The 13,778-nt window shown below is 50.1% G+C and carries 6 protein-coding genes; 4 read left to right on the top strand and 2 right to left on the bottom strand.

The window, feature by feature from the left end:
- Positions 1 to 113 precede the first annotated feature (113 nt).
- Both ABEB26_RS14305 and ABEB26_RS14310 read right to left on the bottom strand, forming a co-directional pair.
- On the bottom strand, positions 114 to 662 hold the full coding sequence (locus ABEB26_RS14305; RefSeq protein WP_345722711.1) for an HNH endonuclease: 549 nt from the start codon (positions 660 to 662) through the stop codon (positions 114 to 116).
- Between the two features lie 374 nt (positions 663 to 1,036).
- Positions 1,037 to 3,292, bottom strand: a complete 2,256-nt coding sequence (locus tag ABEB26_RS14310) for a RelA/SpoT family protein (RefSeq protein WP_345722712.1) — start codon at positions 3,290 to 3,292, stop codon at positions 1,037 to 1,039.
- Between the two features lie 452 nt (positions 3,293 to 3,744).
- Here ABEB26_RS14310 and gltB point away from each other — a divergent pair, with 452 nt between their 5' ends.
- From gltB to ABEB26_RS14330, 4 genes are all read left to right on the top strand, one after another.
- Positions 3,745 to 8,202 carry a glutamate synthase large subunit gene (gltB, locus tag ABEB26_RS14315; protein WP_345722713.1) on the top strand — a complete coding sequence of 1,486 codons (4,458 nt, stop codon included), beginning with the start codon at positions 3,745 to 3,747 and terminating at the stop codon, positions 8,200 to 8,202.
- Between the two features lie 216 nt (positions 8,203 to 8,418).
- A complete protein-coding gene (locus ABEB26_RS14320; RefSeq protein ID WP_345722714.1) occupies positions 8,419 to 10,164 on the top strand; it encodes a sensor histidine kinase in 1,746 nt (581 codons plus the stop codon).
- Positions 10,165 to 10,517: 353 nt separating this feature from the next.
- On the top strand, positions 10,518 to 12,446 hold the full coding sequence (locus ABEB26_RS14325) for a VanW family protein (RefSeq protein ID WP_345722715.1): 1,929 nt from the start codon (positions 10,518 to 10,520) through the stop codon (positions 12,444 to 12,446).
- A gap of 9 nt (positions 12,447 to 12,455) precedes the next feature.
- Positions 12,456 to 13,670, top strand: a complete 1,215-nt coding sequence (locus ABEB26_RS14330) for an AI-2E family transporter (RefSeq protein WP_345722717.1) — start codon at positions 12,456 to 12,458, stop codon at positions 13,668 to 13,670.
- Positions 13,671 to 13,778 lie beyond the last annotated feature (108 nt).

Here is a 13,778-nt window from a genome sequence, read left to right on the forward strand (position 1 = left end):
GGTCGCCACGCGGTTTGAGAAGCTGGCCCTGAACTATCTCGGATTCGTCCATTTGGCCATGATTCAACGCGTGGTTCGGACACTTGCACCATCAATACCGCTATCTTGAATTATCAGACAGAGCCTAAATCTCCATAAACTTTGGCAAAATCAAAATCACAAATAAAACAAGCCGATCCATAGTGATCAATACAGCGCTGGCGGGCTTCGGGATTTCGCTCATAACGAGTTACTAATGATTGATATTCTGCTCCTTCAATAAAAATCTCTGGGCTTACTACTGATTGATAAGGTTGTATGGCTGGTAAGTCAAAAAAATTCGCTTGGGTTGCGGTTGACCAATCTTCTTCGACAGTAGAGGTATTTTCTATAGGTCGTTTTCGTAGATCTAGGATAAGGCGTTCAGGATTTGATTGTATCCAAGGGTCAATAATCGAATTAAATTCTTCAATCCATTCGTTAGAATACACTTCATGTCGCATTGTAGATACAATCATAATTTCATCATTTTGCATAATTTTTAGATTATCTGGTAAATCAGGAGTATTCCAACCTTGTACAATCACAATTGTACCATTATCAGGAATATATCTTTCTTTTTTTATATCCTTTTTCTTTATATATAATGTATAGATGATTATTTCTTTCTTTAGTGTAAACATAATTAACTAGTATTTTCTGATATCCATCATTCCTAAATGCTAGGTCATCTTTGGGATAAACATAAATAGTTGCTTGTTCAGTTTTTTGCAGAACAGACATAATAAACAACTCCTACAATCAGATCTTAGGATATTGCTTAAACTAAAATAGAGCAAAGAACCAAGCATCATCTATGCTCTATGTGTAATGGTTTATAAGGTTGGCAATGATGAATAGCCCTCACCCCCTAGCCCGCACGCGAGGCGAGGGGGAACCGCTCTACGAGTGCTCCCCTCGCCCGCCGCAGTGGGAGAGGGGCTGGGGTGAGGGAATTAATGATGGTTGTTCATGCTATAAACCATTACACCTATGTTCTTTGCTCTACGCTCTTTAACTAGCCAATCAGTGTGCCAGCGACCGTATTTTCGCGGCGAGCCTCGATCACATCCTTGACGCGATTGAGTTTATCCAAAATGCGACTAAGTTGATCGATGCTCTCGATGCGGATGGTGGCAAGCAAGGTGGCGCGGCCATGATGTTTATTATCCAATTGCTGCACTGCTTGAATATTGATATTGCCATCAGCAATCGCATTGGTTACATCACGCCAAAGCCCGACCCGATCCCATGCTTCGATGCGAATTGGTACAGGATAGGATTGTTTTTCAGTTGCCCCACCCCAATCAACATCGATCAAACGTTCGCGGTTGCGCTCATGCAAAACGTTATGGCAATCCATGCGGTGAACCGTGATGCCATGACCACGAGTGGTATAGCCAATCACGGCTTCGGGATAGACCGGATTACAGCAATGGGCGATGCGGGTATAGACATCGGTTTCGCCACGCACGATAATTGTGCCAGGTTTGACCGGCTTGGAAGGCGGGGCAATCGTGGGAATTGCCGCCAATGGCTCTTCCTCAGCACCTTTATCGCTGATGACGCGCTGAATCGCTTGGCGTGGCGAAAGATCACCATTGCCAATCGCGGCCAGAAAATCCTCGCTATTTTTCATGGCATTGGCGCGAATCAACTCTTCCATGGTTGGGCGCACACCCAAGCGTTTGAGTTCTTTGTCAATTAATTCGCGGCCAGCCGAAATATTGACATCGTTTTCTTGGCGACGGAACCAGCGTTTGATATGGGTGCGTGCACCGTTTGATTTAACATATTCCAGCCAGTCGCGCGAGGGGCCGCGCGGCACTTTGCTAGTCACAACATCGACAATTTCGCCATGTTGCAGTTGATAATACAGCGGCACTGGCTTATTGTTGACCCGTGCCCCAATACAGCGATTGCCAACCTCAGAGTGAATCCGATAGGCAAAATCGATTGGGGTTGAGCCTTTGGGTAGATCGATGATTTTGCCCTTGGGAGTGAGCACAAACACCTGATCGCGCAGCACATCTTCCTTGACTGTCTCGAAAAACTCGGTCGGATCAAGGTCGCGCTGGCCGTTGATCGCTGAGCGCAGCCAAGCTAATTTGGTTTCAAACGATTGATCGTGTTTGTTGCCAAAGCCTTCTTTATAGCGCCAGTGGGCGGCAATCCCATATTCAGAAACTTCGTGCATCTCGTAGGTGCGAATTTGCACTTCACATGGCTGCTCACCTGGAATCACCACAGTTGTATGCAGCGAACGATACATGCTCTCCTTGGGCACAGCAATATAATCGTCGAATTCGCTCATAATTGGAATCCAAGTTGAGTGAACCAAACCTAACACACGATAACATTCATCAACACTATTGACCATAACCCGCACTGCCAATTGATCATAAATTTGATCAAGGCTAACGCTCTTGCGCTCCATTTTGCGGGCGATTGAATAGATGTGTTTGGGGCGGCCTGTAACTTCAGCTTTAATATTATCGCGGTCGAGGATCTGCTTGAGGCGGGCAATGACCCGTTGCACAATGCGCTCACGGGTTTCGCGGCGCAAGTTGAGCTGACGACCAATTTCGCTATACTTTTCGGGGTTGATATAGCGAAACGAAAGGTCTTCTAGCTCCCACTTAAATTGCCAAATCCCGAGGCGATGGGCGAGTGGCGCATAGACTTCGAGGGTTTCGCGGGCAATGCGTTGCTGTTTATCAGGGCGCATTGCGCCAAGCGTGCGCATATTGTGCAAGCGGTCGGCCAGCTTGATTAGCACCACGCGCGGATCATCGGCCATCGCAATAAACATCTTGCGATAGGTGATCGCTTGGGCTTCTTCGATGCTTTTGGCTTCCAGCTTGCTTAGTTTGGTCACGCCATCGACGATATGGGCGACTTCGCGGCCAAAATCGGCGCGAATTTGCTCCAAGGTAATCGGCGTATCTTCAACCACATCGTGCAAAAGTGCAGCAGCGACCGATTGGGGGTCGAGCTTCATATCGACCAAAATATGGGCGACTTGCACCGGATGCAGAAAATAAGGCTCCCCCGATTTACGAATTTGGGGAGCATGGGCGACCTTGGCTACATCCCAGGCCCGCTCGATTAATTGAAATTCATCAAGCGGCCAATAGGTACGCATGCGGCTGATCAGCGCTTCACTTTCATGAACTAGCGGCGAACTAGCGGGAGTCGCAGTGATGTATTTCGGGCTCTCGCTATGGGTTGCATCATCATTATAAGAACTAGGCATATGGGGTGCGAGGTCCATAATGACCCTCGTTTCTAGCGTCATTGCGCTGTTGTGTCGCGATCCATTTTCTGCTGATTGTAGCGAACAGATTAACACGCCCCTATACACATGTCAAGCAAATCGTATGCCACAATGACGCAACGTGTTATGCAGATTACCCAAACGCCAATTGACACATTGCACAAATTAACATAGAATAGCTTTAACTCTGATTTAACACACCTCTTGGTCTAACACATACACGTTCGCCAACTTTTGCCCAACTAAACAAACTCAACTCGTCAACCAGACGAACTAGGTTTCCCCTCCTGCAATGATGCAGAATGCACCAATGAAGGCTCTCCCGCAGCGATGACGCTGGTGGTTTACCCAACGTTTCTTTGTGCTACCTGAAAATGCGCCATGGTATAGGGCAGCGTTGCTAACGCCGTCGCGTATTTGCCAACTCCCTGCGCGAAAGGAGACCTCGCATGAACCGCCTGTTGTATGACCCACGCTTTGAACACGATGCATGTGGCATTGGCTTTGTCGCTCGAATTGATGGAAAACCAACCCATGCAACAGTGAGCTTAGCCCTCGCGGCGCTTGGTAGTCTGACCCATCGCGGTGGGATTGCCGCCGACGGTCTGACAGGTGATGGCGCTGGCCTCTTAACTACGATTCCACGCGCATTTATGGCCCGTGAATTAGCTGCTCGCCGGATTTTGGCGAATCCCCAACGCATCGCAGTTGGCATGATCTTTTTGCCAACCAGCAATACCGAACGCGCCCGCGAATTGATCGATGATGCGCTCGTCTGGCGAGGCTTACGACCGCTTGGTTGGCGTGAAGTACCGCTTGATCGTGAGCAACTTGGCCCGATTGCCCGTGATATTTGCCCACAGATTGAGCAAGTTTGGGTTGATCGCCCGGCCACGATGGACGACGATAGCTTTGAACGCGAACTCTACCGTGCCCGCCGCCGCGCCGAACGCACCGCCCTCGCCGAGAACATCGACCTCTACATTCCTTCACTCTCTTGTCGCACGATTGTTTATAAAGGTTTGATGTTGCCAAGTCGGCTCTCACTGTTCTACCCCGATTTAGCTGATAGCGATTATATTGCCAGCGCTGCGGTTTACCACCAACGTTATTCCACCAACACCATGCCAACCTGGAGCCGCGCTCAACCCTTCCGCGTGGTCAGTCACAACGGCGAAATCAACACTTTGGCTGGTAATGTGAATTGGATGCGAGCACGCGAAGCCCATCTCTCCAGCCCGCTGTTGGGTAATGTGCGCGAACTTGCGCCAATTGTTGATGAACGTGGCAGTGATTCAGCCCAATTCGATAATGTATTGGAATTGTTGGTGCGCGCTGGCCGCGATGTGCGCCATTCCTTATTAATGATGATGCCCGAAGCTTGGGAACATATCGCTGATCTCCCGCAAGATGTGCGCGATTTCTACCAGTGGCACGCCAATTTGATGGAAGCTTGGGACGGCCCCGCCGCCATGACCTTCTGTGATGGCAAAATTGTTGGTTCGGCCTTGGATCGCAACGGCTTGCGCCCCGCCCGCTATATCGTCACTGACGATGGTTTAGTGGTTGTAGGCAGCGAAGTTGGGGCAACCCCTGTCGATGAAGATCGAATTATTCGCAAGGGTCGGCTTGGCCCAGGCCAGATGATCGCTGTTGATCTGATTAAAGGCCAATTGCTGGATAACACCGCTGTCAAAGCCATGTTTGCTGCCCGCCAACCCTACGGCCAATGGCTGCAAAACAAGAGCGTCGATTTGGCTGAGTTGGTCGAGGCCTACACCGAAGCCGCCGTCGAACTCAACCCCGATGATTTATTGCGCTTGCAAGCGGCCTTTGGTTATACCGACGAAAACTTGGCGATGGTGCTCAAGCCAATGGGTCGTGAAGGCGCTGAACCAATTGGTTCGATGGGCGACGACACCCCAATGGCAGTCTTCTCGAACTTGGCTCGCCCGGTCTATGGTTACCTCAAACAACGCTTTGCTGAAGTAACCAACCCACCAATTGATCCCTTGCGCGAACAATTGGTGATGTCGTTGTCGATTCGCTTAGGGCCACGCCACAATATTTTGCTCGAACGCCCTGATCAAGCTCACCAAATTGCTTTGGCCAGCCCAATTTTGCGCAATATCGAGCTAGCAGCCTTGCGAGCTTGTACTGATCGCAGTTTTGGCACCGCCACCTTGGATACCACCTTCCCGGTTACCGACGATGCTCAATGGATCGAACATGCACTCGATGATTTGTGTAGTAGCGCCGATCGTGCTTTGGATACTGGGGCAACCATTCTGGTGTTGAGTGACCGCGAAGTTGCGCCTCAACGCATTGCCATCCCAACTGTCTTGGCGCTGGGCGCAGTCCACCATCATCTGATTCGCACTGGTCGCCGCTCAACCTGCTCGTTGATTGTCAAAACTGGTGAAGCCCATGAAGTCCATCATGTGGCGGTTTTGGTTGGCTACGGCGCTGAAGCCGTCAACCCATATGTTGCGATTGCCACGATTCGCGAAATTGCCAAAGAACGCTCACGCACGCCAATCACCGCCGATCAAGCCGAAGATAACTATGTGCATTCATTGGAAAAAGGCTTGCTCAAGGTGATGTCGAAAATGGGCATCTCAACGGTTGATAGCTATTGTGGAGCACAAATCTTCGAAGCGATTGGCTTGAGCGATGCAGTGCTTGCCCGTTGTCTGACTGGCACGCCATCACGCTTTGGTGGAGCCGATTGGCAGCGCTTGGGCCGCGAAAGCTACCAACGCCATGCCCAAGCTTTTGGTTTGGAAAAACCAGCCCTCAGCCACCCAGGCTTATACAAATTCCGCAAAGATGGCGAATATCACGCCTTCCAACCAGCGGTGGTGCACGCTTTGCAAAAAGCCGTGCGAGCAGCAGTCGATAATGGTGCAGATTTCGAAGCGGGCTATACGACCTATCGCGAATATAGCGATTTGCTGAACAAACGCCAACCCTCCGACCCGCGCGATTTGCTGGATTTCGTCGCAACCGAGCCAATTGCAATCGATGAGGTTGAGTCAATCGAAACGATTGTCAAACGCTTTTCGACGGCGGCAATTTCCTATGGTTCGTTGAGCGCCGAAGCTCACGAAACCTTGGCAATCGCCATGAATCGGCTCGGCGGTATGAGCAATAGCGGCGAAGGCGGCGAAGACCCCGAGCGCTTTGGCACCGAAAAAGTCAGCGCGATTAAGCAAATTGCCTCAGGTCGTTTCGGGGTTACGCCTAGCTACCTGATGAACGCTCGCGAACTGCAAATCAAAATGGCCCAAGGCTCCAAGCCCGGTGAAGGCGGCCAAATTCCAGGCAATAAAGTCACCGAAGATATTGCCCGCACACGCCACACCACGCCAGGCGTAACCTTGATTTCGCCACCACCCCACCACGATATTTATTCAATTGAGGATTTAGCTCAGTTGATTTACGACATGCGCACGATCAACCCCACTGCTGCGGTTTCGGTCAAGCTTGTCTCGGAAATGGGGGTTGGCACGATTGCCGCAGGCGTAGTCAAAGGCGGCGCTGATGTGGTGTTGATTAGTGGCAATTCAGGTGGCACCGGCGCTTCACCCTTGTCATCAATCAAAAACGTCGGTATTCCGTGGGAAATTGGCTTGGCTGAAACCCAACAAACCCTGATGATCAACCAACTGCGTGATCGGGTGCGGGTGCGGGCCGATGGTGGCTTGCGCACTGGCCGCGACGTAGTAATGGCGGCATTGCTTGGCGCAGATGAATATTCCTTTGGCACCTCAGCGCTGATTGCCGAAGGCTGTGTGATGGCTCGCGCCTGCCACAACAACACCTGCCCAGTTGGGATTGCCACTCAACGCGCCGATTTACGCGCCAAATTCCCCGGCAAGCCCGAGCATGTGATGGCCTTTATGCAGTTTATCGCCCAAGAAGTGCGCGAATTGCTGGCCCAACTTGGTGCTCGTAGCTTGAACGAAATTATTGGCCGCGTCGAATTGTTACGCCAACGCCAAACCAACAACCCCGACCACGATGCGCTTGATCTTAGCCCATTGTTGGGTTTGGCCAATGCTGGCCCACGGCGCTTCAACGGGATGCCGCAGTTGGTTGGCATCGATCGACTCAATCAATTTTTGGTCGATAGTGCCTTGCCAAGTGCCAAAGCTGGCCAAGAAGTGATTATCAATGCCGAAATCACCAACGAAGATCGCTCAACTGGGATCACCTTGGCAGGCGAATTGGCGCTGCTCAAAAATACTGGTCATGTCACCATGAATTTTGCTGGCAGTGCTGGCCAAAGCTTTGCTGCCTTCGCGACGCGCGGCATGCAACTCAACTTGGTTGGCGATGCTAACGATTATGTTGGTAAAGGCTTGGCTGGTGGTGAAATTGTCGTCAGACCACGGCCAACCGCCCAGTTCCTTGCCCACGAAGCCACAATTATTGGCAACACCGCCTTGTACGGCGCGACCAGTGGTAGTTTGTATGCTGCTGGCCGCGCTGGCGAGCGCTTTGCTGTGCGCAATAGCGGTGCGGTTGCCGTCATTGAAGGCATCGGCGAGCATGGTTGCGAATATATGACAGGTGGCACAGTTGTGGTGCTTGGTAGCACTGGCAACAACTTTGGCGCAGGCATGAGTGGTGGTCAAGCCTTTGTCTACGACCCCAACGAACGCTTCCTTGGCCGCCTCAACGATGATATGGTGATCGCCGAACGGGTTGAATCACCACTGGTTGCCGACCACTTACGCGAGCTGATCGAGCGCCACGCGGCACTAACGGGAAGTGTCCAGGCCAACGATATTCTCGCCAACTGGGAAGATCAACAAGGAGCCTTCTGGCACATTATTTCCAAGGCGGCTCATGCTGCTGCGGCCCAAAATAACCAACCAGAATTGGCTAAAGTCGCCGCTTAACGCTAGTCACTCCACACACAGCAAGTACCAGCGATCAAGGGTGATCGCTGGTACTTGTTTAAAGTATTAAGCTCTAGCGTAGTAGATTAAGCCAAGAAGTAAAAATTTAATAAAGAATACCGTGAAGCGTAAGGATGCTCGTAAGGTTCAAGCTTTAGGCTGCTTGTTAATGGGCAATTCAGATTAAAGCCCATTCAGCAATTTTAGAGAATAGCTATGAGCGACCAACCCGCAGCTTCAGATTCAGCCGCATCAACCAATCTTCAGACAGCCCTCAATGCTGAGGTGGCGTTTGGTCTTCGCCCAACCGTAATAGGATTGGGTTTTTTATATTTGTTATTTAGCATAGCCCATGCTTTAGTGTTACCCGACCCAATTAAGTTACCAATGGTCATCGTAGCGCTCAGTAGTGTCCTTTTCTTTGGATTTTGGTGGTGGCGCTTGCAAACTTGGCGGCCAGCCCCTGAATTGACCCATCCGCTGGCTACACTCTTTATTGTTGTCGGCAGCTTCAATAGTATTTTGCACATTTGGCTCAGCGGCGAGATTCACCAAAGCACCAATATTGCCTTTATTTTAATTGGCACTGGGTGTTTGCTGCTCTCGTGGCATTGGTTTATTGTGGCAAGTGGGGCTATTTTGCTGGCTTGGGTTGGCGCTATCGGCTCGCTGCCAACCTCGCCGCTGACCATGCATTTTATTTTTATGGTGGTCAGTGCAACCATCGCAGCCGCTACAATTCAAGGGATTCGTTTGCGCACAGTCAAGGGCTTGATCAAACTGCGTCTCCAAGAAAGCACCTATAAACAAGAGCTGCAAGAGGCCTTAATTCAAATCAAAATGAGTGAAGAGCGTTTTCGAGCCTTGGCCGAAGCAACGTCCGAAGGCGTTGTGCTGCAAGATGAAGGCGTAGTAATGGATGCCAACGAACGCTTTGGCGAGATGTTTGGCTATCATCGCGATGAAATTCTCGGCCACTCGTTACGCGAATTTGTCGAGCCGCAATCGCTACAACGCGCAATGCAAAAATATAAAGATGGTTCGCCCTACGAAGTTACCGCGCTGCGCAAAGATGGCAGCACCTTTATCGCCTTGGTGTTGGGCACAAATTTGCCCTATAGCAATCGGGTGGTGCGGGTTGCGGCAGTACGCGATATTACTGAGCAACGCCATTTTGAAAATTTGTTGCTCACCGCCAAAGATGATGCTGAAGCCGCCAACCGCGCCAAAAGTACGTTTCTCTCAACCGTTAGCCACGAATTACGCACGCCACTCAACGCGATCGTTGGCTATAGCGAGATGATCTACGAAGATTTGATCGATCGTAGCATGCCTGAGTTGGCTATGGATATGACCCGCATCCGCAGTGCTAGCGACCGCTTGTTGAGCTTGATCGATGGCGTTTTGACGATTACCGATCTCGATGCTGAAGTTGTGCGTTTGGAGTATGAAACGATCGATCTAGCCCTCGCAATTGGCAGCATTAGCGACCAATTGCAAGCCAAAGCCCAAGATAACAAAAATACTGTGCAATTGTTGGGTAGCCAAAACTGGGGTTCGATTATCACCGATGATCATAAATTGCGCATGATTATTTACCATCTGCTCGATAATGCGATTAAATTTACCCACGCTGGCTTGATTAGCATCTCGGTACAACGTTTACAACATGCTGCTGGCGGCTGGCTCGAAATTGCGATTCGCGATACAGGCATTGGCATTGCCCATGAGCAATTTGAACGCATTTTTGAGCCATTTGTCCAAGCCGATTCCTCGGCCACCCGCCAATATGAAGGCACTGGTTTGGGTTTGGCCGTGAGCATGCGCCTAGCCCGCGCTTTGGGCGGCACGATCGAGCTTGATAGCCGCTTAGGCGTTGGCTCAACGTTTACCTTGCACATGCCCGAACATCCCACCAAACCTAATTTGCCTTCACCTCAAATGTCACACGCCAATGTGTAACCATCAAAGGCTAGTGAAAATTTTTTGACAGCAGTAAACCGATCCTTGACAAGACAAACCAAGCGGATGATACTGTCGTCTGTGAGCATAGCATCCTCTATGGTGTCGATTAAGCAACAATAGCCTAGTAGCCGTTTGGATTAAGCCATGTGGTTCAGGTCTGTGCTTTCGGTATGCCCATACCACAATCCATTTATTAACGAGCAACAGCGGTTCAATAGTACCTTTGGTGGCTGCATGGGCTGAAACATGCCCGTATCAGTAATTTATCAGCAGCTAACGAGCAAGGTTTGATTGACGCTAGAATCTGCCACGCCCTATGATAAGAGCATCTAAACATAATGGGGGCAGTTATGATGAGTAGTATGGCCGCAGTTGCGCCGAATCCTCAAGCAGTGGCTTGGGCTAGGGCTGGTTTGTTGGCAATCAAATATGGGCGTTATCGCGATAGTGCCGCCTTATTGACCCGCGCCGTTAAGCTTGACCCAATGTTGGGCGAGGCTTGGCGTTGGTTGGGTGCGTTGCATAGCGGTCAACGTCAAACCTATTGTTTGCGCTGGGCCCAGCGTTCGCTGCCGAGTGCCACAATTCCCCGCTTGCCGAGCGTCGTCGCGGCACCTGTAGCGCCAGTTCGCAGCAAAGCTAAACCGCAACGCCGAGGCAATTGGCGCAAAGTTGCCCGTTGGTCGAGTGCCGCTGCCCTAGCCGCCTTGCTTGGTTTTGGTGGTTTTCAGGCGGCCTACGCCAATCGGGTTTATCCTGGCATTCAGGCTTTTGGTCAATCGCTGAGTGGCTTGACCAGCAATGAAGCCGCCCAAGCGATTTTGCCAACCTTGCAAGCTTGGAACAACCACCATTTTAAAGTTCAATTGGGCGATCAAACCGCGATTGTGCCATTCAATGCCTTGACGAGCTTTGACCCCCAAGTGATTGCTGAGCGAGCCTTGCAAATTGGTCGCGAAGATTCGTGGTCGCAGCGTTTGAGCAACCAAAGTTTGGGCATTGTCGGTACAATCAAGGCCGATGGCTTATTGCTTAACCAAAACTCACTTGATCAGGCCATCCAAACCTTGGCTGAAGCTAGCGATCGGCTTGCCGTCGATGCCCAATTTCAGCGCAATCCCGATGGTGCTTGGGCTGTTAGCAACGATGTGATTGGACTCAAACTTGATCATGCTCAGACCAAGGCTGCTTTCCAAGCAGCGTGGGATCAAATTGATTGGGCCGCTGCACCGCGTGATTATGAGGTTGTGGTAGCGCAGCAAGCGTTGCAACCGCAACAAAAAGCCACTGAACTTAACGCGATGTTGCCAACGCTCAATCAACAAACTGCCGCGCCATTAATTATTACGATCAAAGGCAACGAACATCGCTTTGATCGCACGAGCTTGCTGGATTTAAATAAATTGCCGCAAGCAGGCCAAAGCTTTGGCAATAATAATGTTGCAATCAAAGCGATTGTGCAGGAATTAGCTCAAAACTACGATCAGCCTGCTCAAGCCTCGCGATTGGTACGTAATGGCAATCGTGCGACTGAATGGCAGTTTGGCCAAATTGGCTATACGCTTGATCAAGCACAACTGCAAACTCAAATTGGCCAAGCCCTGAACACAGCCAATAATGCGGCCTTGGATTTCTCGTTGCATGAAACAGCGCCGCCTGCTGGTGAGCTTGAAGCCTTGGGAATTTATCAAGTAATTGGGGTTGGTGCATCGGATTTTAGCTCCTATCCCGATTACAATCGCGATCGCAATGTTGAAGTTGGTGGCAAGGAATTTGATGGTCTATTGATTGCTCCTGGTGAAGTGGTGTCGTTTGGTGGCACGGTCGGCGATATTTCGCTAGAAAAAGGCTACCAAATTGGCGAGATGATTGAAAATGGCGTGGCAGTGCCGAGCATTGGCGGCGGGATTTGCCAAGTTTCAACCACGCTGTTTCGGGCGGCATTTTGGGCAGGCTTGCCAATTGAGGAACGCCACAACCATAGCTGGCGTTTGGCTTGGTATGAAGTTGATGCTCCCGCAGGCATGGATGCGACAATTGCCTTGGGCGGGCCGGATCTTAAATTTCGCAACGATACCACTGGCTATATTTTGATCGATGTTGAAACTGATCTCGTCAAGAAAAACCAAACTTTTACCTTGTATGGCAGCGACACAGGCCGCACGGTAACAATGGAAGCAACCGGCAATAGCTGGAATTTCTTCCAAATTTTTCGTACTATAACCGAGCGCGATGGCACAAGCCGTAGCGATCGTTGGGATAGCTATTATACGCAGTAGGGAGGCTTTGTGGAGCCAAAAGCACCAGAACCAATCATCAAAACAATTCCATCTTGGCGCGATTTAGCCCGTTGGACACTTACCGCTTTTGCGATTTGGCTGGTGGCGTGGTTGCTTTGGCGCACAGGCAATCAACTTTTGCCGTTTGTAGTAGGCTTGATTTTTGCCTATCTGCTCTTGCCTTTGGTTAACAAATTAGAGCGCTGGATTCCGCGATGGGCTGCGATTTTGGTGGTCTATTTAGTTGGTTTGGGGATTGTAACTGGCTCGATTCTCTATATTGTGCCGCCTGCGATCGGTCAAGTCGATGGGTTTGTTAGCTCATTGCCGGGCTTTTATGAAAATACGCTCGAACCCAAAATTAACGAAGGCCTGACGTGGTATCGCCGCGAAGTGCCCGCAGATATTCAAAAAAATATTGATAGTCAAGTGAGCAATGGCATTACTACACTCAAAGCTAATGCAACTAATTATGTACAAACTGGCGTGAATGGAATTTTAAATGGCTTAGGCGTGATTTTCCAAACGATTATCTTCCTAGCTGGCTTTTTAATTATTCCGTTTTGGCTGTTTTATGTGTTGCTTGATGAACGCAAAGGCAAGGCTACCCTGATTCGCATGATTCCCAAAGCAGTGCGAACTGATGTATTAACTGTGCTGGCGATTTTTGATCGGGTGTTTTCGGCTTATATTCGTGGTCAATTGACGCTTGGCTTGATTATCGCAATTATGTCGTACATTGGCTTATGGATTGTTGATTTGGTGATGCCTGGTGAGATTCCTTACAAATTGTTGCTGGCCTTGGTTGCTGGCTTTACTGAACTAATTCCGGTGATTGGGCCGATTATCGGGGCAATTCCAGCGGTGATTGTTGGCTTAACTACCTCGTTACCAATGGGTTTAGTCGTCGCTGGCTTGTACATCGTGATTCAGCAAATTGAGAATAACTTCCTTGTGCCACGGATTATCGGGGCGATTGTGGAAATTCACGAAGCAGTGTTGATGCTGCTGTTGGTGATTGCTGGCACGGTTTCCGGCTTGCTTGGGGTAATTATCTTCGCGCCAATGGCAGCGGTGGCCCGCGATAGCTATCAATATATCAACGGGCGGCTACGCCAACCAATCGATCCACGCTATTTGCGAGCTGGCGAGTTGCCGTGGGAACATAAAGAAGAACCTGAAACGCCGATGCCGCCGATGTTGGCATTTCAAAACGAAGCCTAATTGCTGTTGCCCCTTGGTTTGTGTAAACGCCAAGGGGCAGTTGCTTAAGCTGATCGCCAAAGGTGACTGCATAACACCACTCATCGTAGTATAATAGCGCCATCTTGG

It is taken from the genome of Herpetosiphon gulosus (assembly GCF_039545135.1).
Taxonomy (GTDB): Bacteria; Chloroflexota; Chloroflexia; order Chloroflexales; family Herpetosiphonaceae; genus Herpetosiphon; species Herpetosiphon gulosus.

Excerpts from the sequence above, each read along its gene's own strand:
- ABEB26_RS14325 (WP_345722715.1), top strand. The coding sequence starts at position 10,518 with ATGATGAGTAGTATGGCCGCAGTTGCGCCGAATCCTCAAGCAGTGGCT.
- gltB (WP_345722713.1), top strand. The coding sequence starts at position 3,745 with ATGAACCGCCTGTTGTATGACCCACGCTTTGAACACGATGCATGTGGC.
- ABEB26_RS14305 (WP_345722711.1), bottom strand. The coding sequence starts at position 662 with ATGTTTACACTAAAGAAAGAAATAATCATCTATACATTATATATAAAG.
- ABEB26_RS14320 (WP_345722714.1), top strand. The coding sequence starts at position 8,419 with ATGAGCGACCAACCCGCAGCTTCAGATTCAGCCGCATCAACCAATCTT.
- ABEB26_RS14310 (WP_345722712.1), bottom strand. The coding sequence starts at position 3,292 with ATGGACCTCGCACCCCATATGCCTAGTTCTTATAATGATGATGCAACC.